General features: G+C 64.9%; 23 protein-coding genes. 6 read left to right on the plus strand and 17 right to left on the minus strand.

Annotated elements, in window-relative coordinates:
• Nucleotides 1-75 precede the first annotated feature (75 nt).
• Genes ACVILH_RS05435 through ACVILH_RS05445 form a run of 3 tightly spaced genes read left to right on the plus strand, consistent with a single transcriptional unit; the run spans nucleotide 76 to nucleotide 3432 of the window.
• Nucleotides 76-873, plus strand: coding sequence for a thermonuclease family protein (locus tag ACVILH_RS05435; RefSeq protein WP_456711979.1), 798 nt, complete (start codon nucleotides 76-78; stop codon nucleotides 871-873).
• Between the two features lie 49 nt (nucleotides 874-922).
• Nucleotides 923-2389, plus strand: coding sequence for a M48 family metalloprotease (locus ACVILH_RS05440; protein WP_456711980.1), 1467 nt, complete (start codon nucleotides 923-925; stop codon nucleotides 2387-2389).
• 50 nt (nucleotides 2390-2439) lie between these two features.
• A complete protein-coding gene (locus ACVILH_RS05445) occupies nucleotides 2440-3432 on the plus strand; it encodes a hypothetical protein (protein WP_456711981.1) in 993 nt (330 codons plus the stop codon).
• Nucleotides 3433-3451: 19 nt separating this feature from the next.
• Here ACVILH_RS05445 and ACVILH_RS05450 read toward each other — a convergent pair whose 3' ends face one another.
• From ACVILH_RS05450 to ACVILH_RS05480, 7 genes are all read right to left on the minus strand, one after another.
• Complete coding sequence (locus ACVILH_RS05450) at nucleotides 3452-3868, minus strand: hypothetical protein (RefSeq protein WP_456711982.1); 417 nt, start codon at nucleotides 3866-3868, stop codon at nucleotides 3452-3454.
• A 319-nt stretch (nucleotides 3869-4187) separates the two neighbouring features.
• The gene (locus ACVILH_RS05455; protein ID WP_456711983.1) at nucleotides 4188-4436 is read right to left on the minus strand and encodes a hypothetical protein; all 249 of its coding nucleotides are present in this window, start codon (nucleotides 4434-4436) and stop codon (nucleotides 4188-4190) included.
• Nucleotides 4437-4523: 87 nt separating this feature from the next.
• Nucleotides 4524-5351, minus strand: coding sequence for a CarD family transcriptional regulator (locus ACVILH_RS05460; RefSeq protein WP_456711984.1), 828 nt, complete (start codon nucleotides 5349-5351; stop codon nucleotides 4524-4526).
• Nucleotides 5352-5852: 501 nt separating this feature from the next.
• Nucleotides 5853-6191 carry a ferredoxin FdxA gene (fdxA, locus tag ACVILH_RS05465; protein ID WP_456711985.1) on the minus strand — a complete coding sequence of 113 codons (339 nt, stop codon included), beginning with the start codon at nucleotides 6189-6191 and terminating at the stop codon, nucleotides 5853-5855.
• Between the two features lie 117 nt (nucleotides 6192-6308).
• Nucleotides 6309-6638, minus strand: a complete 330-nt coding sequence (locus ACVILH_RS05470; RefSeq protein ID WP_456711986.1) for an RNA-binding S4 domain-containing protein — start codon at nucleotides 6636-6638, stop codon at nucleotides 6309-6311.
• Nucleotides 6639-6650: 12 nt separating this feature from the next.
• Complete coding sequence (locus tag ACVILH_RS05475; protein WP_456711987.1) at nucleotides 6651-10190, minus strand: helicase-related protein; 3540 nt, start codon at nucleotides 10188-10190, stop codon at nucleotides 6651-6653.
• A gap of 552 nt (nucleotides 10191-10742) precedes the next feature.
• Nucleotides 10743-11591: a DUF3108 domain-containing protein gene (locus ACVILH_RS05480; RefSeq protein WP_456711988.1), complete on the minus strand. Its 849-nt coding sequence runs from the start codon at nucleotides 11589-11591 to the stop codon at nucleotides 10743-10745.
• A 556-nt stretch (nucleotides 11592-12147) separates the two neighbouring features.
• Here ACVILH_RS05480 and rpmB point away from each other — a divergent pair.
• Together rpmB and ACVILH_RS05490 are read left to right on the plus strand one after the other, a co-directional pair.
• Nucleotides 12148-12456 carry a 50S ribosomal protein L28 gene (rpmB, locus tag ACVILH_RS05485; RefSeq protein WP_456711989.1) on the plus strand — a complete coding sequence of 103 codons (309 nt, stop codon included), beginning with the start codon at nucleotides 12148-12150 and terminating at the stop codon, nucleotides 12454-12456.
• A gap of 327 nt (nucleotides 12457-12783) precedes the next feature.
• Nucleotides 12784-14046, plus strand: coding sequence for a T6SS phospholipase effector Tle1-like catalytic domain-containing protein (locus tag ACVILH_RS05490; protein ID WP_456711990.1), 1263 nt, complete (start codon nucleotides 12784-12786; stop codon nucleotides 14044-14046).
• 48 nt (nucleotides 14047-14094) lie between these two features.
• Here the strand turns inward: ACVILH_RS05490 and ACVILH_RS05495 are convergent, their stop codons facing one another.
• The 3 genes from ACVILH_RS05495 to ACVILH_RS05505 form a co-directional block, all read right to left on the minus strand.
• On the minus strand, nucleotides 14095-14280 hold the full coding sequence (locus ACVILH_RS05495; protein ID WP_456711991.1) for a hypothetical protein: 186 nt from the start codon (nucleotides 14278-14280) through the stop codon (nucleotides 14095-14097).
• A gap of 146 nt (nucleotides 14281-14426) precedes the next feature.
• Nucleotides 14427-14669 carry a transcriptional regulator gene (locus ACVILH_RS05500; protein ID WP_456711992.1) on the minus strand — a complete coding sequence of 81 codons (243 nt, stop codon included), beginning with the start codon at nucleotides 14667-14669 and terminating at the stop codon, nucleotides 14427-14429.
• 128 nt (nucleotides 14670-14797) lie between these two features.
• Entirely contained in the window at nucleotides 14798-15004 is a 207-nt protein-coding gene (locus ACVILH_RS05505; RefSeq protein ID WP_008966330.1) for a cold-shock protein, read from the minus strand.
• 483 nt (nucleotides 15005-15487) lie between these two features.
• On the opposite strand from ACVILH_RS05505, the gene rpsU reads away from it, so the two are divergent.
• Complete coding sequence (rpsU, locus tag ACVILH_RS05510) at nucleotides 15488-15805, plus strand: 30S ribosomal protein S21 (RefSeq protein WP_456716876.1); 318 nt, start codon at nucleotides 15488-15490, stop codon at nucleotides 15803-15805.
• Between the two features lie 49 nt (nucleotides 15806-15854).
• On the opposite strand, the gene ACVILH_RS05515 is transcribed toward rpsU, so the two are convergent.
• From ACVILH_RS05515 to ACVILH_RS05545, 7 genes are all read right to left on the minus strand, one after another.
• Nucleotides 15855-16052, minus strand: a complete 198-nt coding sequence (locus ACVILH_RS05515) for a hypothetical protein (protein WP_456711993.1) — start codon at nucleotides 16050-16052, stop codon at nucleotides 15855-15857.
• 214 nt (nucleotides 16053-16266) lie between these two features.
• The gene (locus ACVILH_RS05520) at nucleotides 16267-17889 is read right to left on the minus strand and encodes an ABC transporter ATP-binding protein (RefSeq protein WP_456711994.1); all 1623 of its coding nucleotides are present in this window, start codon (nucleotides 17887-17889) and stop codon (nucleotides 16267-16269) included.
• A 171-nt stretch (nucleotides 17890-18060) separates the two neighbouring features.
• Nucleotides 18061-18900: an ABC transporter permease gene (locus ACVILH_RS05525; protein ID WP_456711995.1), complete on the minus strand. Its 840-nt coding sequence runs from the start codon at nucleotides 18898-18900 to the stop codon at nucleotides 18061-18063.
• Nucleotides 18897-19868, minus strand: a complete 972-nt coding sequence (locus tag ACVILH_RS05530; protein WP_456711996.1) for an ABC transporter permease — start codon at nucleotides 19866-19868, stop codon at nucleotides 18897-18899. Before ACVILH_RS05530 ends, ACVILH_RS05525 begins: the two co-directional genes overlap by 4 nt.
• A gap of 82 nt (nucleotides 19869-19950) precedes the next feature.
• Complete coding sequence (locus ACVILH_RS05535) at nucleotides 19951-21498, minus strand: ABC transporter substrate-binding protein (protein ID WP_456711997.1); 1548 nt, start codon at nucleotides 21496-21498, stop codon at nucleotides 19951-19953.
• Between the two features lie 290 nt (nucleotides 21499-21788).
• Nucleotides 21789-22214, minus strand: a complete 426-nt coding sequence (locus tag ACVILH_RS05540; protein WP_456711998.1) for a hypothetical protein — start codon at nucleotides 22212-22214, stop codon at nucleotides 21789-21791.
• 77 nt (nucleotides 22215-22291) lie between these two features.
• Complete coding sequence (locus tag ACVILH_RS05545; RefSeq protein ID WP_456711999.1) at nucleotides 22292-23392, minus strand: LLM class flavin-dependent oxidoreductase; 1101 nt, start codon at nucleotides 23390-23392, stop codon at nucleotides 22292-22294.
• Between the last annotated feature and the right edge of the window lie 82 nt (nucleotides 23393-23474).

A 23474-nucleotide genomic window follows, 5' to 3' on the forward strand; every position in this document is an offset into this window, starting at 1 on the left:
GCAAGCGTTCAGCAAAGACGATCGGCCGCGCTGTTTTCCGCTCAATGGAATGGATAAAGCATGTCATGATGCGTCATGGCGCGCACACGCATCATCGCTGCCCGACGTTGGCTTCTCGCCTGCAACCTGACGCTGCTCGGCCTTGGGGCATCCGCGCTGGCGAGCCATGCCGCGCCCTGCATGTTCGCCGAGCTCGGCGAGGGGCATGTCAGCGAGATCATCGATGCGCGCAGCTTCCGATTATCCGATGGCCGCGAGGTGCGGCTGGCCGGGATCGAGCCGCCGCCGGCCGAGCTCGCAGCCGGAGCGATCGAGACGCTCGGCGCCCTGCTGCGCGACCGCGACATCGTGCTGCGCGGCGATGACGACGCGCCGGACCGCTACGGCCGGCAGCGCGCCTTCGCCTTCCTGGCGGGGGCGGATCAGCCCGTGCAAATCGGATTGCTGAGGGACGGAGTGGTGCTGCGCGGAACGGACGTGCCGGATCGCGACTGTGCGGCGAGTCTCGGGGCAGCCGAGGATGAGGCGCGCACGGCGTCGCGCGGCGTCTGGAATATTAGAACCGTCATAAAAAACGCGGAAAGTCCAGACGATATTTTGGCTCGCGTAGGGCTATTTACGGTTGTCGAAGGCAAGGTGTTGTCCGTACGACAGACAGGGACAACAACTTATCTGAACTTCGCTCGTAGCTGGACACGAGGCTTCGCGGTGATTATTCCAAAGCGTATGGTGGCGGTATTGGAAGGTGCCGGCATCGAGACAAAATCACTTGCGAATCGGCGGGTTCGGGTGCGCGGTTGGGTCGAAGCGCATCAGGGCCCGAGACTGGAACTGAGCCAGATCGCCCAGATCGAGATTTTGAGCGGCAACTGAGCCGCAAAGGTACGTGAGTAGCGACGTGAACGTGTCTGTTCGAGCGCGCATGACGATGGTGAGCTGCTGTTCGCGGATCGCACCAGCTTTGCTGTGCGTCGGACTGGCGCTGGGCGGCTGCAGCGACATGGGCAAGCTGCAACAGGCGACCGCGCCGATGCCGACGCCGCGGCCGAAGCCCGCGATGGTGCAGACCACGCCGGCGAGCGACCGCGAGCACGAACGAATCCTTGCAACCTATGGCGGCGCCTATGAGGATCCGCAGCTCGAAGGCCTGATCGGCAAGATCGTCGACCGGCTCGTCGCTGCGTCCGACCGTCCCGACCAGGGCTACAAGGTCACGATCCTGAACTCCGGTGCGGTCAACGCCTTCGCGCTGCCGACCGGGCAGCTCTACGTGACCCGCGGCCTAATCGCGCTCGCCAACGACACCTCGGAATTGTCGTCGGTGCTGAGCCACGAGATGGCGCATGTGCTGGCGCGGCATGCCGCGATTCGCGAGGACCAGGCCCGCCAGGCCGCCGTCGTGACCCGCGTCGTCTCCGACATGGGCAATGATCCGGACCTCACGGCGCTGGCGCTGGCCAAGACCAAGCTGACGATGGCGAGCTTCTCTCGCACCCAGGAGTTCGAGGCCGACGGCATCGGCGTCGGCATCTCCGCCAAAGCCAAGTTCGACCCCTATGGCGCGGCGCGGTTCCTCACCTCGATGGAGCGCAATGCCGAGCTGAAGGCCGGCAAGGTCGCGATCGACCCGCGCGCGCAGGACTTCCTGTCGTCGCATCCCGCGACGCCGGAGCGGGTGCAGAACGCGGCGGCGATCGCCAAGCAATACGTCTCGGCCGAGGCCAAGGAGCATGACCGCGAGAGCTATCTTGCGGCGGTCGACAACATCGTCTATGGCGAGGACCCGAGCGAGGGCTTCGTGCGCGGCCGGCGCTTCCTGCATCCGAAGCTCGGCTTCACCTTCCAGGCGCCGGAGAACTTCACGCTCGACAACACTGCGCAGGCCGTGATCGGCGTGCGCGAGGGCGGCGCCCAGGCGATGCGCTTCGACGTGGTGCGCGTGCCGGCCCAGCAGACGCTCGGCGACTATCTCAACTCCGGCTGGATGGAGAACGTCGACAAGTCCGCGACCGAGGAGCTGACCATCAATGGCTTCCCGGCGGCCTCCACGACGGCGAGCGGCGATCCCTGGCAATTCAAGGTCTATGCCCTGCGGGTCGGCAGCGACGTCTACCGCTTCATCTTCGCCTCGCGGCAGAAGACCACCGAGAGCGAGCGCAACGCCCGGGAAGCCGTCAACTCGTTCCGCCGCCTCAGCCTGGAAGAGATCCAGTCCGCCCGGCCGCTGCGGATCAAGGTGATCACGGTGCAGCCCGGCGACACCGTCGAATCCCTCGCCCACCGCATGACCGGCGTCGACCGCCCGATCGAGCGCTTCCGCGTCCTCAACGGCCTCGACGCCCGCGCCCAGGTGAAGGTGCGTGATCGCGTGAAGATCGTGGTGGAGTGACAGGAAGCTGAGGGTTCGGGAGCCGGCGCCTGGAGAGTGCAATATCGGCCATGACCTCTCCCTCCCCGACGCCTCACCTGTTCCTGTTGTCTTTGTTCGATCGTGAACAATGGTGCCCGGTGTTGCAGGCTCGTTTCGCGGTCACCGATCGTCTTCGGCTTTGCGACCTGCTTGGCGCAACCGGAGAGGCCGAGCTGGATCAGAAGATCTTCCATCTCAACGATGCCGAAGCGCTGAAGCTCTGCGAGGCGTTCGGGATCAGCCTCGACTGGGCTGCCCTCGACTTCCCCGATCGCGAGTTCATCGTCGATCGCATCCAATCGATCCAGGAAGCTCCCTATCTGATCCACACCGGCTACGAGCTGCCGCTGCTGCTCGACGGCCGCAAGAAGCTGGCGCGGTTCATTGAGGCCTATCCGCCCATAAGCTTTGCAGGCGAGGAGCGGTTCGACCACTGGGTCGCGGCCGGCCGGCTGCACAAGGAGGTCGAGCTCGAGCCGTCCGGCAATGAGCGGACGCAGGCGGGTGGCCGTCAGGGCACGAGGCACGTCTACTTCACCGCCAAAGGTGAGGAGTGGCGCATTCCCGCGATGAAGATGGTCTGGAGGGCCGGCGGCTGGAACGAGCATTTCGAACGGCTGGAGGGCATGCTGTTCGGCTACGAGGACTGGCAGAACGAATGGTGGATCGAGCGCGGACTGCGCGGCGGCGGCTTCGGCGGTATGCCGCATTGCTGTGCCGTCACGAGTGAGGGGCTGTGCTGGATCAAGCAGGCCGGGTACCGGGCGCTGCCTCCGATCGCGGTGCCGGAGCTCGTGCTCGACGATTATGATCCTCAGCGGTCGATCGACGAGCAGATGTCCCGGCTCGAAAGGACCGATGCGGTGGCGCTGGCGGTGTTCAGCGTCGATTGGCGGGCCTTCTCACTCTGGGGCACGGAAGCCGGGCCACATCGCCTCCCGGCGTCGCGCATTGCCGAGCTGAACGAATTGCTGCTGCGGCCCATCATGATCGTACCGCGGCAAACCGGCTTCAAGGACTGATCTGCCGCACCGGTGCCGCTCAATGCGGCCAGCCGGGTGGCGGTCGCCGCGCTGGCATTCCTGGAAACAGCGGCTCGCGGCGCTCGATGCAGACCAGCAGTTGCGCGAGACGCACCAGCTCGGCGGGGTCGCAGCCCTTGCCATGCAGCTCGGCGGGGTCGCAGCCCTTGCCATGCAGCGCGACAAAGTCGGCGAGGCGCCGGAGCAGGTCCCGTTCCTCGGAGCTGGTGGTGATCAGAAGCTGCGGATCCGGGACGGGGCTCCCCTCCTCATAGAGGAACAGCTCGCGGTGATGCAGTCCGCCAGCATCGGGCATCGCCGATCGCTGCAGCCACAACGCGATCAGGCGGTCGTCCTTCGTCGCGAAACGCGCTTCGTATGAGCCACCGTCGCGGAAGATGTCCAGGGAGATCAGTCTTGCCAGCGCATCCGACATGTCGAGGTTCCGGCGCTCCCGCGTCCTAAGGCGGCCTACCCAAGTCGCAAGCAGAGGTGCGGGGAGAATGTGAAAGCGCAGATCCGGCAGCCGCGCCGACGCCACGGGCGTTCAGTTTCCGTCCGATCCTGGTCAGCAGTTCGACCGCAAGTCCGAGATACGAGAGCAGAAGGAGCAGCGCGGAGACAAGCTCGAAATTGCCAAGCCCCGAGACGTGGCCTTGGTAGGTTCCCGCCTGGGTGAAGCATTCATACGGGGACTGGCCAGCCATGGCGAGCAGCGACCAGGCTGCGCACGGCCAGCAGCCCGAGGGTGAGGTTCAACTGACGGCCACCGTGCCGCGGACCAGCACCATCGGGAGGGCAGCGACAAGCAGTATGACGCAGAGGTCGCTGACTGGCGTCGGCTGGCCGAAAGCCATGCCCTGGCTCGCGCAAAAGTCATCATAGGCTTTCCCGGCGATCGGTTGCGCATGACGATAGACCAACATTGCGCCTGCATAGGCCAACACGCCCGCGAACCGGCAGATCTTACGCAGCGGCGCGATGGAATGCAGAGCGACCGGCATGACGAGTCATGACCTCCCAAACAAAAAGCCCGACCTTGCGGCCGGACTTCGTAAGCAACTAATTGGAAAAACGCGCTGTAAGGACCGTCAGGCAGCTTCATCCGCCACGGCGGTGTCGTCGCCGTCGATGTCGTCACCCTCGGCGTCGGCATCGCCCTCGGCGACCGCGTCGGCCTCGGTCTTGGCACCGCGGCGCGGGCTCTTGGCGAGCTGCGTCTCGATCTCCTTGACGGCCTCGGTCTCGGTCGAGTGCTGCACAACCGCGATCTCGCGCGACAGACGGTCGAGCGCCGCTTCGTAAAGCTGGCGTTCGCTGTAGGACTGCTCCGGCTGCGACTCCGAGCGATAGAGATCGCGCACGACCTCGGCGATCGCGACGATGTCGCCCGAATTGATCTTCGCTTCGTACTCCTGGGCGCGACGCGACCACATCGTGCGCTTGACTCGGGCGCGGCCCTTGAGGGTCTCCAGCGCCTTCTTCACCAGCGCCGGCTCGGACAGCTTGCGCATGCCGACATTGGCGACCTTGGCGGTCGGCACGCGTAGCGTCATCTTGTCCTTGATGAAGTTGATGACGAACAGCTCGAGCTTGGCGCCCGCGATCTCCTGCTCCTCGATGGCCAGGATCTGGCCGACGCCGTGAGCCGGATAGACGACGAACTCGTTGGTCTTGAAGCCCTGACGCTGGGTCGGCAATTTCTTCTCCTCGACGCGCGGCGCGGCCGCAGCGGGGGCAGCCGGCTTGGCGGCAACGGGGGTCTTGGTGGCAGCAGGGGCAGCAGCAGGAACGGCCGTCTTGGTGGCCTTGGTGGCAGCGGCAGCCTTGGCCGGAGCGGCCTTGGCAACAGAGTCCTTTTCAAGAGTGGTCTTCGCGGCGGATGCTTTCGCGGCAGTCTTGGCAGTCTTTTCAGGCATTGCGCTTCTTTTGTTCTTGGTGGACTTGGCAGCCGAGGCCTTTGCGGCAGCCCGAATCTCCTTTACAGGAGCCCGGGCACGGCCCTTGGAAACGCTGCGGCTGGCCGCGGCGGCTTTTTTTGTACTCTTGGAAGCACTCTTTTTACGCGTTTTCTGTGACACAGCCTGCGCGCGGAACTGCCACGCCCCTGTTTGATGTTGCGGGAACCTAAAAGGGCGGCCAAAAAAGTATACGCATGGCCGGGTTCGGCTCTGAGAATGTGCCATATATAGCACATTTCCCGCAAAAATCAATGATTTAGAGGCCTCAGGGGCGGTATTGTGACGGATCCACGAAGTTAGGGTTAAGTGAAGCGTGCCAGAATCGAACACGTCTGCGGCGCTCGTTCTCGCACTGCAAGATGAGCGCTAGGCCGTTGTTTCCGCGCGGCTAATCAGATCGGCCGGCATGTCCGTATCAAGCCACCGGCGCCGATCCAGCGCCGGTCATTGCGGGAGTCCTCAGTCTCCGGCGCCAGCCTTCGACGAAAAATATTTCTCGAACTTGCCGGCCTCGCCGTCGTGCTCCTTGGCGTCCGCCGGCGGATCCTTCTTCTGGGTGATGTTCGGCCAGGCCTTGGCGTATTCGGCGTTGACGCCGAGCCACTTTTCGAGCCCCGGCTCGGTGTCCGGCTTGATCGCGTCGGCCGGGCATTCAGGTTCGCACACGCCGCAATCGATGCATTCGTCCGGATGGATCACGAGCATATTGTCGCCCTCGTAGAAGCAGTCTACCGGGCAGACCTCAACGCAATCGGTGTATTTGCATTTGATGCAGTTTTCGGTGACGACGTAAGTCATCCAGGGCTCCGGAACGAACGATCAACAAATCGGCAGGCCTGCACTAGCGCAGGACGTGGTGTGTCGCAAGTGAAGCGGGGCGAAGAACTGAATCGCGGATGGCTTTGACACAGCCGCTCACGATCGTCCGCTCGCCTCGACATCATCATAGAGCCCGCGGACCGAGGTCGCGTCGCCACGGCGCTCGGTAAAGCCGGTGACCCTGAGCACGCGCACATTGCGATCGAGCGCGATCGTCAGCACGTCCCCGATCTTCACGCCGTGGCCCGGCGAAGTCTCGCGGACGCCATTGATGCGGACATGGCCCGAGGAGACCAGGGCGGCGGCGCTGGTGCGGGCTTTTACCACCCGCGCGTGCCACAGCCATTTGTCGAGGCGCTGGCGCTCTGAAGGGGCGTCGGACGTCGTCGTGGTCCTCTCGGGCGTGGTCGCGTTGGCTCGGCGCATGCCGCGCAGAGATCAGTCCTTGCGGTTGTTCGCCGCAAGCTGCTCCTTGAGCGCAGCCAGCTTGGCGAATGGCGAGTTCGGATCGACCGGCCGGTCGCGACCACCGCCGCCGCTCGAGGCGTAGGGCCGCAGCGCCGGGCCGCTGTCGCGCTTGTCGCGGCCGCCCTTGCCGAAGTCGCGGCCGCCGCGTCCCTCGCGGTCGCCGCCGAACTTGCCGCCGCCCTTGTTGCGATCGCGGTTCTGGTCGCGACCCTGATCGCGTCCCTTGGCGTCGTGATCGCGGCGCGGCCCGCGATCCTCGCGCGCCGGCACGGCACCAGCGGCAGCCTCGCCGCCTTCGCGCGGCGGGCCCTTGCGGAAGTCCTTGCCGAACTCCTTGACCCGGTCGCGACGGCCATGGCCGCGATGCTGGCGGTCGCCCCGCCCTTCGCCCTCGGCCGGCGCGGCCCCGGCGGCCGCCTGCTCGCCGCCCGCTGCCGCTTGGCCACGGTCGTGCTGCGGGCGGTGATGCCGATTGCGCTGATGATGCTCATGGCGCGGACGACGCTCCTCCGAACGGCCGCCGGGCCGCCAGACCTCGACCAGCACGGGCTCTCCGGCGGGTGCAGCCTCGGTCGCAGCGGCAGGCTCCGCTGCATCGGCCGGCGCTGCTGCGGCGGCTTCGGGCTGGGGGGCTTCCGGCGCGATCGCCTCGGGCGGCGCTTCGGCCGCCAGCTCGACGGCCGCGATATCAGCCGCTTCGGCCTCGACGGCGGCAGCCTCGACCGCGGGGGCCTGCTCTGGCGGGGTCGGGCTGACGAAATCAACGGTCGGCAGCGACGACAGGGCAGAGACCGGCGCAGGCTCAGCGGCCGGCTCGGCAGCCACGTCCGGCACTGCCATCACCTGCTCGGTGACCGGCGCGGCGGCGGCTTCGGCCACGGTCGGCGCGGGCTCGCTCGCGCTCGCCTCGAGTGACTCCGCCGGTGCCGCTTCGGCCGGCGCAGCGTCGGGGGCGGCGGCATCAGCAGCAACGTCGGCCGGCTTCTCGACAGGCGTCTCTACCGGTTTGGGCGGCAGCGGCGGCCGCTTCTCCATGCGATAGCCGAGCGCGCGCAGGATCGAGGCGAAGTCCTCGCCGGCGGAGCCGGTGAGCGAGGTCATCGCCTGGGTCACCACGAAGCCGCGGCCGTCGAAGGCGCCGGCAGGCTTCTCGCCCTGCGTATTCTCGCGCCACGCCAGAGCGGGACGAATCAGATCGGCAAGCCGTTCCAGGATGTCGACGCGCACGGCGCGCTCGCCCGCCTGCTTGTAGCCGAGCACGCGATAGGCATCGCGCGGCAGCGCCTTGTCGACCGGGAACGAGGTGCGGCCGGAGCTCGCCAGATGCTGCGCGCCGGTCAGTGCGGACATGTCGACATTGCCCTGCTTCTCGGCCCACAGCAGCGCCGCGAGCGCGCGCGCGGCCGGCTTGAGCAGCGCCGGGACGTAGATGTGATAGGCGCCGAAGCGCACGCCATATTTGCGCAAGGTGGCGCGCGACGGCTGGTCGAGATCCTTCATCTCGGCCGCGATCTTGTTGCGCTCGATGACGCCGAGCGCCTCCACCAGCTGGAAGGCGATGCCGCGCGCGATGCCGGTGATGTCCTCGGCCTTGGACAATTCGAACAGCGGGCCGAGCAGCTTTTCGATATGCGTCTTCAGCCACAGATCGAGCCGCGCCTGCACCTTGTCGCGCGCAGCACCGGTGAGCCGCTCATCGGCAATGATGCGCAGGCGCGGATGCAGGGCGTCATCGGCCGCGACCAGCTTGGCGACGGCATCGCCGGTCCAGCGCAGCGTGCCGTCGGCAGTGAGCACGATATGCTCGTCCGGCGCATTGGACAGCTTCTCGGCACGCGCCTCGATCTCGCCGGCCAGCGCCTTCTGGGCAGCAGCCTGCAAGGCCTTGGCCTCGGAGCCGGCCTCGGCGGCGTCAGGGGCGAAGGTGAATCCATCCAGGCGGCCGATCGCGTGCCCTTCAACGATCACTTCGCCGGTCTTGCCGATTTCCGTATTCAAAACACTGTTCTCCCGCAGGCGCCGCATCAATACACTGGTACGACGATCAACGAAACGCTCTGTGAGCCGTTCATGAAGGGCGTCTGACAATTTATTTTCGAGGTCGCGGGTAATTCCCTGCCAATAGTCCGGGTCACGCAGCCAATCTGGCCGATTGGCGACGAAGGTCCAGGTGCGAATTTGTGCAATCCGCCCGGACAGCGTGTCGATGTCGCCGTCGGTGCGATCAGCCTGATCGACCTGGGCCGCATACCAGGCGTCGGGAATGCGCCCCTTCTGCATCAGGAAGCCGAACACCGTGGTGACCAGCTCCGCATGCGCGGCCGGCGACAGCCTGCGATAATCGGGGATCTGGCAGGTCTCCCAGAGGCGCTCGACCGCGGTGGCGCCATGCGCCATGTCGCGCACCTCGGCGTCGCGCGCGGCGTGATCGAGCACGCGCAGATCCTCCGCGATCGGCGCCCGCGTCAGCGCCTCATGACCGGGTGCCAGCGCCAGGGACACCTGCAGCGCGCCGAGCGAGGCGAAATCCAGCTTCGAATTGCGCCATTGCAGCACCTTCACGGTATCGAAAGTGTGGTTCTGGAGCGCGTTGACCAGCTCGGGCTCGAACGGCGCACAACGCCCGGTGGTGCCGAAGGTCCCGTTGCGCGTTGCGCGCCCGGCACGGCCTGCAATCTGGGCAAACTCCGACGGCGTCAGGCGGCGGAACTGATAGCCGTCATATTTGCGGTCGGAGGCAAAGGCGACGTGATCGACGTCGAGATTGAGGCCCATGCCGATGGCATCGGTGGCGACAAGATAGTCGACGTCGCCGTTCTGGAACATCGCGACCTGCGCGTTGCGCGTGCGCGGCGACAGCGAGCCGAGCACGACCGCGGCGCCGCCATGCTGACGGCGGATCAATTCGGCGATCGCATAGACCTCGTCGGCGGAGAAGGCCACGATCGCGGTCCGGCGCGGCTGCCGCGTGATCTTGCGGTCGCCGGCAAATTCGAGCTGCGACAATCTCGGCCGCGTCACCATCGAGGCGCCCGGCAACAGCCGCTCGATGATCGGGCGCATCGTCGCTGCGCCGAGCAGCAGCGTCTCGTCGCGGCCGCGGCGGTTGAGGATGCGATCGGTGAAAACGTGGCCGCGCTCGAGATCGGACGCGATCTGGATTTCGTCGACGGCGAGGAAGGACACGTCGAGATCCCGCGGCATCGCCTCGACGGTCGAGACCCAATAGCGCGGATTCTTGGGCTTGATCTTCTCCTCGCCGGTGATCAGCGCGACGGCCTCGCTGCCGACCCGATCGGCGATCTTGTTGTAGACCTCGCGCGCGAGCAGCCGCAGCGGCAGTCCGATGATGCCGGAGGAATGCGCAAGCATGCGCTCGATCGCAAGATGTGTCTTGCCGGTGTTGGTCGGACCGAGCACGGCGGTGACGCCGCTTCCGGGAGCACGGTCGGATGCGCGGTCGGACATGCGCTCGAAAGGCGAGGCAGCCGAAGAAGACGGAAAAGCCATTCGTTAAATTTGGGTCTCGAAGCCGGCGTTGCAGGCGCGCGGGTCAGGCGCGATGGATGCTTAATTTGTCGTCGTTACTGAGAGGCTGCGCTCCTCACCCTGTCTCACATTGTGACGCATATAGGGACGCAGCTTAAGCTTCGGAACGCCTTGAGAACGAATCACGAAGGAATCGGTGACTCCAACGTCTTTCCGGCTTCGTTCACCGCAACATCTCGCGCTCTGCGATCTCATCAGCACTAGATCAAGTTTTCGCGGGCTCCACAAGCAACGCTTTCGCGAGGGAACCGGCGCGCGTCCACGCGAGTCCCGAGTCGAATCAGATCGGCGCAAGAGTCAAACGGATTCACGTGCGATGAGACGGGATCGGTATGCACGCTGTTGAACTGCTCATTGCGGGGATGTGCTGCACGGAAATCCCGCGACAGCTCCAGCGCCCATCAGGCAGCCGAAGCCTCGACGTCCCGGCACCGCGTCCGCAGTCCTGGTATCAGCCTCTGACGCGGCGTCCGGAGCGAGGCGCGCAGTGCAGGCAAGAGTGGGAGCAGAGCGCTACTGCGTCTTGGCGACGTGCGGGGTCGCCTGGGTGATGAAGGTCGTCGCTTCCAGCATCGCGGTGCCGAATGAGGTCGGGATGACCACCCGGAACGGCACCAGCACCCGCGTGCCGGCGAGCGGCACGAAGAACACTTCCATGTTGCGGGCCTGGGCGAGATATTTGATCACCGGCCGGTCGGGAATGTAGCCCGCGACCGGCGTGAAGTAGATCGCGCAGACCAGCGCCGGGCCGCGATAGCCTTTCTCCGCCTTGACGTTCTCCATGCGCTTGTAGTCCAGCTTGAGCTCGTAGCGCATCCGGCCGTCGAAGATCGGCGCCGCGCCACGGCAGGACTCCGGCGACAGCAACTCGCCATTGCCGGGCACCCTCACCAGCGACGCGGTCATCGGATCGAGCACGCCGCGCTTATGCGCGTCCGTGACGGGGATGCGGTCGGCATCGACCGGCGGCGTTGGCTCGATGGCGAAATCCTTCACATTGCCGTTCTGCAGGTTGATACGGATCTGCTCGGACTTCTTTCCCGTCGTGGTCGAGGCCTGGTAGCTCTGGGCGACCAGCGCGCCGTTGACGACGCGGCCCTGCACCGAGCCGGCGCCGGAGCCCTGCGAGAAGCTCTTCAGCAGGCCGGCGGTGCCGCCCTGCGCGGAGGCGCCGTACTGATCGTCGCCGATCTCGATCGCCCAGGTGCCCTTCCCCACGGGAATACCGGCCAGCGACGCCTCGTATTGCGCGTCCAGCCGGGCCTGAGCGTGCGCGCTCTGCGCCAGCAGCAACAGGCAAAGGGCGGAACCGGCCGCGATCAGGCGACGCGAGAGGAATGAGGGAGCCGAGATGATGGTCACGTGAGGGATGATCCTGCCGATCCGCCTGCCTGAGCGCCGGACTGATCCGGCGCGCCGTCCTTGCTACTTAAGCCAAAAACGCCTTCGAACAACGCGAACCGTCCGACTTCGGCGGTTTGTCCAGCGGTTTACGCCCGAAAAGCCCCGGACGATCGCCCTCTGCCATGCCGGAACCGCGCATCCTTATTTTCCGGCACCGCGCCAGGACCTCGCCATTCTGGCGCTGGAGGTTGTTCGCGGGATCCTATCCATCACGCCGGAATGCGCCCTTTATATGGTCTAAACTGCGAGCTATACCTTTGATTATACGTCCGCTTTTCTGCCGAACGGGCAGTGCGGCCGGCCGTCGCGGCCGCCTTCCACGCGCGCAGCGGCCGGACGGCGGCTGCGGCCCGCCAGGAGGCCCGCGATTCGCCGGCAGCTTCAAAACCTTGACGAAAAGCCGCGTCCCCCCTATAGACCCGCATCTCCCAGAGACGAGCTGGACGAGTTTTGGACCCCCGCGGCCCGCCGATATGAGCGGACGAAGGGCGGGGATGAGAGAGGATTTATTGCCATGTCGCGGCGCTGTGAACTGACGGCCAAGGGCCCCCAGGTTGGCCACAAGGTCAGCCACTCGAACATCAAGACCAAGCGGCGCTTCCTGCCGAACCTGTGCAACGTCACCTTCATCTCGGACGTGCTCGGCCGCAACGTTCGCCTGCGCGTCTCGACCAACGCGATCAAGAGCGTCGACCACAATGGCGGTCTCGACGCCTATCTGCTGAAGGCCAACGCCGCGGCGCTGTCGCCGCGCGCCCTCGAGCTGAAGCGCGCCATCGAAAAGAAGGCCGCCGAGGCCGCTCCGATCGCCAAGGCGAGCTGAGCTTCATAGATTTGATCGCCGGCCGGCGCGAGCGGGACGACGGCAAAGCAAGTTTGGAGAACGGCTGGATCGCAAGATCCGGCCGTTTTCGTTTGCGGGCAGCTCCGCAGCCCCGCGCAACGAATGCGCGGCGGCGGTGAGGCCCCCGGGCACGTCGTGACCACACGTTCGCTAGACAGCCACGGACGCACGAGGACAGCCAAGGACGTCGAGCACGGCACGTCTGGGCGTGCGACCCAGACGAAGTGTCATGACTATCAACCTCCCCAAGCTCGGCCGGATGTTCTACACTCGCTGCGGTAGCATTATCGCGGACATTCCTTTGTCATGAAGAATATTGTCATCTGCTGCGACGGCACCGGCAACGAGATCAGCGAGAACATCTCGAACGTCCTCAAGCTGTATCGTTGCCTGCGCAAAACCGACAAGACGACGCCGCACCAGGCCGTGTTCTACGACCCCGGCGTCGGCACCCTGACGCAGCCGGATAGCTGGCATCGCTTCAAGACCAATTTCAACATGGTGCTCGGGCTCGCCACCGGCTACGGCCTCGATGACAACGTCATCAAGGCCTACTGCTTCGTCGCGACGCACTACGAGGAAGGCGACAAGATCTTCCTGTTCGGCTTCTCGCGCGGCGCCTATACGGTGCGCGTGCTGGCCGGCCTGATCCACAAGGTCGGCCTGATCTCGCCCGACCAGATCAACCTCGCCGGGTCCGGCGTGATCGCCTACAAGAAATATTCCTCGGACAATCCGAAGGCCGGGCGCGGCATCACCAGGGAGCTGGAAAGCACCGAGGAGGAAGGCCCGATCCCGGAGAGCCGTGACGACCAGGCGGCGCAGTTCGCGCGCATCACCTCGTCGCGCTGGCCGACCATCCACTTCGTCGGCGTGTGGGATACGGTCGCCAGCGTCATCGTGCCGCGCACCGATCGGCTGTTCGCGCTGCCGAGCCTGGAAGAGCTGGCGTTCACGATCAGCAATCCCAGCGTCAAGATCTTTCGTCAGGCGGCCGCGATGGACGAGCGGCGCTGCATGTTCCGGCTGAAGCCCTGGGAGATGCCGCAGACCTTCACGCCGAACCGCTTCAACAAGGCCAAGGCGGGACCGCAGGACGCCAAGCAGGTGTGGTTCGCGGGTGTGCATTGCGACGTCGGCGGCGGCTATCCCGAGGCGCAATCAGCAGCCTCGAAATACCCGCTGCTCTGGATGATCGACGAGGCGGTCGAGGCCGGGCTTGCGGTCAATCCGCGCACCGTCAATCAGCTCGCCTGGGGCATCCAGCGCAAGAACAGCCCGTTCTCTTATGTCGAGCCGAGCATCCGCGGCCCGCTGCACAATTCGATGACGCCTGCTTGGCGGGTGCTCGAATATCTGCCGAAGCGGGCGAAGTACAAGGAATGGCCGGAACGCAAGGTGCATTTCGGCTTCTACATTCCCGATTGCGAGCCGCGCCTCATTCCAGACGGCGCCTTCATCCATGAGAGCGTGCTGATGCGCATCGCGGAGTCGACGGACTACCGGCCGGTCAATCTGCCGGCGACCTATGAGCGCGTGCCGCTGCCGGTGAAGCAGAAGACGGAATAGAGCGGCGCGCGCGGCGCCGGCCTTCAATGGCACAGCGCCTGCGACGCGTCAGATCATCTTGAGATGAATCACGCCGTCCGTGACTTCGCCGCGCGCGAACTGCTCGCGGGCGCGCTGCTCGAATGTTGTCCGGTTTCGTTGCAGATAGGCCAGCGCCTGGTTGCGGGTGCAGAAGCTGGTCTCGAGCTGACAGACCTGTCGCGTCGAGCCGATTGCGAGCGCAAAGGCGATCATCTGGCCTCCCTCGGAATCGTCCCTGGAAATGCGAACGTCTCTCGCGGCGGATTTGGGCACATCAGCCTCCTCGGCAGGAAGGTGGAACCTGTACGCGGAACGCTGGCTTCAAAACCAAGAACGAACATCGTCGCGCGCGGTTCGAACTATCGAGCGACCTTCTTGCGCCGTTTGGTGGTCGCGGTCGACGCGGCGTCAACGCCTGTCGCTGCGTCCTGCGCCTCCTTGGCAAGCCTGAGCGCGCGCAGCCGCTCCATATTGCTGCGGACCGCGGTCGCACGCCGATCCCATTCGGCCATCGCCTTGGCCCCGTCCTCGGCGGCGAGCTGCCGGCGCTGCGCGCGGGCGATGCTTTCAGCCGAAGGCTCTGATGCTCGCTTCGTCGCCATCGACCGATCCCTTCCCGAGAGTTGCAAATGGCCTCAAAAACGCGAGCAGCCCGCTCAACCCATGAGATCGAGCGGGCAAACCGGCCATTTCAGTACATCCGTGAAATGGCTAGAGATCGATCAAGCGATCAGATCAGCGAGAGGTTCTCTGCGCTGGTCTTGCCGCGCATCTTGTCGGTCTTGACGTCGTAATTCAGCTTCTGACCTTCGGCCAGGCCAGCGAGACCAGCACGCTCGACGGCGCTGATGTGAACGAACACGTCGTTCCCGCCGTCCTGCGGCTGAATGAAACCAAAACCCTTCTGACCGTTGAACCACTTCACGGTACCCTGCATGTCTATCTCCAAGCGCTTTATCAAGCGTATTCATCGCGCGAACACCGCACGATCTCATCATTCAACTGAGCGATGACTTTGGAAATAGCCCGCGGGCACATTCAGAAAGGCACAGCGGCTAATCGAACAATATGAAGGTAGACCCTTTCCTGGGGATTACAAGGGCGCGCGGCAAATATAGTTTGCGGCCGGTGGCACCGCACCTCAACGCGCTGGCAATATCAAGGGTTCGCGCATATCTTGCTGAGCACCATCGGTAACGGCCCGGCCATCGATGGCTGAGAGACAGATCGTGCTCCCGCCTTCATACGAAGCGGATCACCATGTCTCGGCGCAGCTCTCATTACGTTTCTCATTACAGCGCGTTCAGCTCATCATTCTGATTCTGAAGCAGACAAAGCTGATCGTGGCGTGATCGCTGGCGCCGCGCTGATCGACTCCACACCACAGACACTCATCGCGAGATGAAGAAGGAGGATGCTTTTGCAGGTACTCGTTCGTGACAATGACGTCGAGAAGGCGTTGCGCATTCTCAAACGCAAGATGCAGCGCGAGGGCGTGTTTCGCGAGATGAAGCGCCGCCGCGCTTACGAAAAACCGTCGGAGCGCAAGACGCGCGAAAAATCCGATGCGGTCCGGCGGCAGCGCAAGGTCGCGCGCAAGCAAGCGATCCGCGAGGGGTTGCTGCCCGCGCCGGTGAAGAAGGTGCCGACGGCACGCCCTGGCGCGCTTCCATCGACGAGCTCGACTCGGACCGAGCGGCCGCAGGGCCAGCTCGCCTCGGCGACGTCGCGGAGCTAAGCACGAAGAGTATCAGCTCGGCTGATGGCGAACTGAACGAAGCCGGCGCTCACGCCGGCTTTTGTTTGCCGGCGATGTGTTTGCTGTCGGTCCCAGCCGCCTCGCGCGCGAGGCGCTCGGCTCGGAGGCGCTCTCGGTTCTGATTGAACGCGCTCTGCGCCTTCTCGTAATCGCTGACGGGAGCCGGAGCCGGCTTGAACGCCTTGTGGGCTTCGAGCACCGCGGCCGTGGGCCTACGCTCAGACATCGGGATTTCCTTATTGCAGTGGTAAACGCAGCGGCACGTGCCGGCGAGACTGGCACAGGACGGCCACGGTTCAGTGACGGCATCCGACAAACGTTTCGCAAGCTCGCGACCGGGAGCGGATGCTGATCGGGACCGACCTGGGCGCAGAAGCCCCCGGTTCAGGTCGCGCGTGATAATGCTATAACCGAAATGCGCCGATTATGTTGCAACTCATTTATGCTTCCAGTCCGGCCGTTTGAGGCTTGCGCCCCGGAACAGCCGCGAGCAGCTCGCGCGTATAGGGATGCTCCGGATCGGCGAACAGCGCCGCCGTCGGCTTCAGCTCGACGATCTCGCCCTTCTGCATCACCGCGATGCGATCACAGATCTGCGCGGCGACGCGAAGGTCGTGGGTGATGAACAGCATCGACAGGCCGAGCCTCGCCTTCAGGTCTTCCAGAAGGCGTAGCACCTGCGCCTGAACGGAGACGTCGAGCGCCGACACCGCCTCGTCGGCCACGATGATCTCAGGATCGAGCGCCAGCGCGCGCGCGATGCCGATGCGCTGGCGCTGGCCGCCGGAGAACTCGTGCGGGTAGCGCTCGACGGCACCGGCATCGAGCCCGACGAGCCCCAGCAGCTCCTGCGCGCGCTTCAGCGCCGCATCCAGCGCCGTACCGCGCGCGACCATGCCGTCGGCGATGATACGGCCGACCTTGCGCCGCGGGTTCAGCGACGCGAACGGATCCTGGAAGATCATCTGGATGCGGTGACGCTGTGTGCGCAGCGCGCGTCCTTCGAGCGCGGTGAGATCGACGTCGCCGATGCGTACCGTGCCGCGATCGGCCTCGATCAGCCGCATGACGAGCCGTGCGACGGAGGATTTGCCCGAGCCAGATTCGCCGACGAGGCCGAGCGTCTCGCCCTGATGAATCGCGAAATTCACCGCGTGCGCTGCGCGAGTCTCGCGGTTCGGACGGAACCAACCGGTCGGCGTCACATAGGTCTTGTCGAGGCCGATGACCTCGATCGCCTTCGGCTGGTCCTCGCGCGTGGTGCGCGGCGGCGGATCGAACGAGGGTACCGCGGCGAGCAGCGCCTTGGTGTAGTCGTGCTGCGGATTGCCGAGCACGGTCGCGGCCGTGCCCTCCTCCACCACCTTGCCATGGCGCAGCACCACGACCTGGTCGGCGATATCCGCGACGACGCCGAAATCATGGGTGATGAACATCACCGCCATGTTGTGGCTGGCCTGGAGATTGCGGATCAGCTTGAGGATCTGCGCCTGCGTCGTGACGTCGAGCGCGGTGGTCGGCTCGTCGGCGACGAGCACGGCCGGCTCGAGCGCCAGCGCCATTGCGATCATCGCGCGCTGGCGCTGGCCGCCGGAAAGCTGGTGCGGATAGGCGCGGATGATGCGTTCGGGATCGGGCAGGCCGACCTCGCGCACCAGCGCCAGCGCTTTGGCCCGGCGCTCGGCCGGCGTGAGCAGATCGTGCGCCTCGAACACCTCCATCAACTGGTCGCCGATCCGCATCAAGGGATTGAGCGCGGTCATCGGCTCCTGGAACACCATGGCGATGCGGCGGCCGCGCAGATCGCGCCAGCCGTTGTCATCCACCTTGAGCAGATCACGTCCCTCGAAGCGGATCTCGCCGCCGTCGACCTGCACGGTGTCCGGCAGCAGGCCGAGCAGCGCATGCGCGCACATCGACTTGCCCGAGCCGGACTCGCCGACAACGCAGACGATCTTGCCGGCGGTGAGATCGAACGACACGCCGTCGACGGCGTGGGCTCGCTCCGCGCCTTTGGGCAAGGCGATACGGAGATTCTTGATGGCGACGACGGGGTCAGACATCGCTCACCTGCCGCAACGCCAAGATTTCGTAGGGTGGGCAAAGGCGCGCCGATGCCGCGCGTTGTTTTGCTGCGCTCATTCCCGCGCCGTGCCCACCATCAGCAGACGAGATCGACAATCGGTGGGCACGCTTCGCTTTGCCCACCCTACGGCAGTCATGATCAGCCATTCTCACCTGCCCTCGCGCGACAGGCGCGGGTTCAATGCGTCGTTCAGACCCTCGCCGATCAAATTGAGGCCGAGCACCGACAGCAGGATCGCGACGCCGGGAAACACCGTGATCCACCACGCCTGGCGGATCACGGTGCGGCCGGCGCCGACCATGTAGCCCCAGGAGATCAGATTGGGATCGCCGAGGCCGAGGAACGACAGCGAGGACTCCAGCAGGATCGCGGTGGCGACCATCAGCGAGGCCAGCACGATCACTGGCGACAGCGCATTCGGCAGGATCTCGCGCCAGATGATCCAGGCATTGCTCTGGCCGGTGACGATCGCGGCCTGGACGTATTCGCGCGTCCGCAAGGAGAGCACCTCGCCACGCACCAGCCGCGCGACCGGCGGCCAGCTCACCAGGCCAATCGCGGCGACGATGGAATAGATCGAGGGCTGCAGGATCGCGACCAGCACGATGGCCAGCGCGAAGCTCGGGATGGTCTGGAAGAACTCGGTGAAGCGCATCAGCGCGTCGTCGACGCGGCCGCCGAAATAGCCCGCGATGGCGCCGAGCGGCACGCCGACGATGAGCGCGACAAATGTCGATACAAGGCCGACCAACAGCGAGACGCGGGCGCCGAAGATCAGGCCGGCCAGCACGTCGCGTCCGAGCGCGTCGGTACCGAGCGGCACCTTCGCGAGCGTGAACGGCGGCACGAACGGCCGCTGCACCATGCGCCAGGGCGAGTTGGGGAAGTAGAACGGTCCGGCGACAGCGATCACGATCGCCAGCACGAGAATGACCAGTCCGATGATGCCGCTCGGGCTGCGCAGCATGGTGCGCCAGAACTGTCTCATGAGGCGTACTCGATGCGCGGATCGACCAGGCGGTAGACGAGGTCGGTGACGAGGTTGAAGATCAGCACCATGGCCGAGGACACCACGAACACGCCGAGCAGCAGATTGTAGTCGCGCTGGATCAGCGCGTCGTACATCAGCCGGCCGATGCCCGGCCAGGCGAACACGGTCTCGGTCAGCACGGCGCCGCCGACCAGCGTGCCGGCGTGAACGCCGGCAAGCGTGACGACCGGCAAGAGCGCATTGCGCAGCACATGGCGGCGCAGGATGACGCCGTCCCGCAGTCCCTTGGCGCGCGCCGTTTTCACGAAGTCGAGCCGCTTCACCTCCAGCATCGAGGCGCGGGTCATGCGGGTGTAGGTCGCCATGAAGAACAGGCCGAGGGTGGCGGCCGGCAGCACCAGATGCGCGCTGACATCGAGCGCGTGGCGCAGGCCGGTGTAGCCGGCGCCGACGGTCTCGTAGCCGAAGCTCGGCAGCCAATCGACCCAGACGGAAAACAGGAGAATTGCGATCAGCGCGATCCAAAACAGCGGCGTCGCGTAGAAGACCAGCGCCAGCACGGTGATCGCCGTATCGAGGAACGTACCGGCGAAGCGCGCGGCCAAGGCGCCGAACAGGACGCCGAGCGCAAGCGAGATCGCAAACGCCGACAGCGTCAGCAGCAGGGTCGCGGGCAGCCGCTCCGCGATCAGCTTGGCGACCGGCGCCTGCTGGCGGAACGAGAAGCCGAGATCGAGGGTCGCGATGCCCTTGACGTAGATGAGGAGCTGCTCCGGCAGCGGACGATCGAGGCCGAATTTCTCGCGCAGCTGCGCAACGAACATCGCATCCGAGGCGCCGGCTTCGCCGGCCATGACGACAGCGGGATCGCCCGGCGCCAGCCGGATCAGGAAAAAGTTCAGCACGATGATGGCGAGAAGGACGATGACGCCCTTCGCAACGCGCTGGGCGATGAAGGAGAGCATAGAGGGCCCGTGATGGTCAGCTCGGCACGATCAAGTGAGGCGCTGGAGCGCGGCGCTGATCGCCGCGCTCCCTGGACAGCCGCTATTTATCGAGCCAGGCGTCACGGAAGCCGTCGTTGACGCCGACGCCTGTGGTGATCAGGTTCTTCACCTTGCACTTGGTGATGGTCGGGAACTGCAACTCGAGCAGCCAGGCCACGGGGACATCCTCGACCAGGATCTTCTGCACCTTGTCGTAGGCCTCCTTTCGCTTGGCGTCGGTCGGCGCGGTGGCTCCTTCCGCAAACAGCTTGTCGACCTCGGGGTTGGAATAGCCCTCGACATTGTTGAACAGCTGGCCCTTGGCGATCGCGGAGGTCAGGTAATTGCGGGAGACGCCGAGCGCCGGATCGCCATATTGGTAGACGTAGGTGAAGGCGAGATCGTAGTCCCAGTCCATGATCTTCTGGTTGCCGCCGGGCACGTCGGTCGCGATCGTCTCGATCGTCATGCCGACGTCCTGCAGGTTCTGCTTCACGGCTTCGCCCCAGCGCTGCCAGGTCTCGCCATAGGCCAGCGGCAGCATGCGGATCTTCTCGCCCTTGTAGCCGGCCTCCTTCAACAGCGCCTTGGCCTTGGCGGGGTCATACGGATATTTCGGCACGTCGTCGCTGTAGAACTTGATGGTCGAGGCGGACGGGCCGGTCGCGACCTTGCCGAGCCCGTTCCAGATCACGTCCTTGGCGAAGTCGCGATCGATGGCATACATGATCGCCTGCCGGACCTTCTTGTTGGCCAGGACCGGGTTGCGGTTGTTGAGCCACATAAAGGACAGCGGCGAGAAGAATTCCCAGCCGGCGCCGGTGACGCAGGCGCCCGGCAGCTTGGAGACACGCGGCACGTCGAAATTCTCGATCGAGCCGCCCGGCAGCACATCGACCTTGCCGGTCTCGAACGCGACTGCGCGCGCCGCGGCGTCGGGAATGATCTGCCAGTAGACCTCGTCGAGATAGGGCTTGCCCTTCTCATGGTAAGCAGGATTTTTCACCATACGGATGAACGAGCCCTTCTGCCATTCCTTGAACATGAAGGGGCCGGTGCCGATGGGCGCGTTGTTGTTCGGATTCGTCTTGTAGTCGGTGCCCTCGTAGAGATGCTTCGGCACCATCGGCAAAGAGCCGACCTCGAAGATGCCGATGAACGGCCCGAACGGCTCCTTCAAGGTGAACACCACGGTGAGATCATCGGGCGCCTCGACCTTCTCGACCATCACGAGATTGTTGCGGGCGCGTGCATGCGTCTGCTTCAGCATCTCGATCGAGAACAGCACGTCGGCCGAGGTGAACGGCTTGCCGTCGTGCCAGGTCACGCCCTTCTTGAGCTTGAACGTATAGACCTTGGCATCAGGGCTGATGGTCCAGCTCTCGGCAAGGCCGGGCAGCGGCTCGAGCTTGGGGCTGTAGCGCAGCAGGCCCTCGAAAATGTTGCCGGATACCATCTGCGTCGGACCGTTCTGGATCATCGCCAGCATCAGCCCGGGCGGCTCCGGCTGGATCACTGCATTCACGACACCGCCGACCTTCGGCTCCTCCGCCTGAGCCGCGGATAATCCGCAGCCGATGACCAATCCCAACAGCACCCGCTTCAACATGATCAGCTTCCCAAATGGCCTAGGAAGAGCGGGATGCATCAAGCGCGCCAACGCGCGTCAAAGCGTCATGCGGCGTTTCGATGCGGCACTTGCTTAGGACGCATGGGAATTCAACTGGGCAGTGATTTCGCCCGGTTCAGCGCCATGCTTTGCGGCGCGGACAGCGCCATACTGGCGCCGGGCAGCCCATACGAACCTTCTTAGTTCCACAGGACAGAACCTGCTGAGAGAAGCCAACCGTGGCGCCGGATGAAACGCGCGACGATCGCAGCACAAAAAGTCGCCATTGCTTAGCTGCGCATCCGCGCGATCGCACCGGCGACGATCTGCATCAGCACGCCGATGACCCAGCCCGCCATGATCAGCGTGGTCCAGGCGATATGCGGATCCTCGCGCAGGATGATGATGCCGACCGCAAGGAAGGCGGTCAGCGTGGCAAGGAACGTTCCGACCGCGCTGAGAAGCTCGGCAGCATCGATCTTCCGTTCCGCCGGCGTCCCCTGCTCATGCGGATGGAACGGGATCTGCGGCGTGTCGATCCCCAGATAGAAGCCGAACGCACCTGACACCATCATCAGCAACAGAAAGCCCTGCGTGGTCAGGGCCGGGATGCTGGAGCCGACATGGGCGCCGACGAACAGGCCGCAAGCGGCGCCGGCCAGCGCAAGACCGGAGCGCTCGAGGAGATGGGCGAATTGTCGCACACGAAGACGCATGATCAGTCCTCGCAACAGCGGATCGGCGGAGGCCGCCGATCCGGTCGTCATCAACGCAAGATTTGATTAACGGATTGCTACGCCGCCCTGGTCATGTCGGCATTGAGATGGCGCAACCTCGGCATCACCTCGTGCTTCAGCAGCCGCAGGGAGTTGTGCCAGGCTTCCGGCTTATGCTTGTAGTCGAAGCCGAACACGCACAGCGTTCCGAAGCCGCCGACCTCGTGCCAGATCTTCTCGATCTTCTCGGTGACCGTCGCCGGCGAGCCGATGATCCAGTTGCGCTTGGCGCAATAGTCCACCGTCACGTCGGAGTCGGGGACATCGGGCGAATGCTTGAGATAGTCCTTGAAGCCGAAATGGCTGAGCAGCGGCAGGAAGTACTCGCCCATCATCCGGCCCATCATGTCGCCGGTCGACAGCCGCCACGCCTCCTCGTCGGTCTCGGCGACGAACACCTCGCGCACCAGCCGCCAGTCATTGCGGCTCGGCTTGCGGCCGGACTTCGCCGCGCCCGCCTCGACTGAATCCCAGTGCGACGACACATAGGCCGGGTTGAGGTTGAGGCTCATCGGAATGAAGCCGCGCTCGCCGGCGAGCTTGAGCGTGTCCGAGTTCTTCGAAAGACCTGCAACGCCGATCGGCGGATGCGGCGCCTGCACCGGCTTGATGTGCGGCTTCAGGAAGTCGAACATCACGTCGGGCTTGGTCACCGTCCAGTACTTGCCCTTGTGCGTGAACGGCGCTGGCTCGTTCCAGAGACGCAGGATGATCTCGAGCGCCTCGCGCGTCATCTCGCGGTTCTGCCCGCTCATGCCGTCGACGTTGAACATCGCCCAATCGCTCGGCAGACCCGATGCGGCAATGCCGAAGTTGAGCCGGCCGTCGGAGAGATGATCGAGCATCGCGACGCGGTTGGCGAGCTCGGCCGGGTGATGATAGGGCAGCAGGAAGCCGCCGGGGCCGAGGCGGATGTTCTTGGTCTCGCGGAACGCCTGCGCCAGAATCAGATCGGGCGCGGGATGCGGCTCCCAGGGCGCGGTGTGATGCTCGCCGATCCAGGCTTCCTGATAGCCGAGCTCATCGAGCCAGCGCAGGACCTGAAGGTCCCACTCCTGCCCTTCCTTCAACCCGCACTCCGGCGGATGCGAGGGCATCGTGAAGTATCCGATTTCCATGGCGCTTTCCTCTCGCGTTTATACTGCGGCGCACCTTTGTGATGCGCTCATCGTCACGCGAGACGAAACACGACCAACGGAG

The sequence above is a fragment of the Bradyrhizobium sp. USDA 4353 genome, assembly GCF_054063215.1.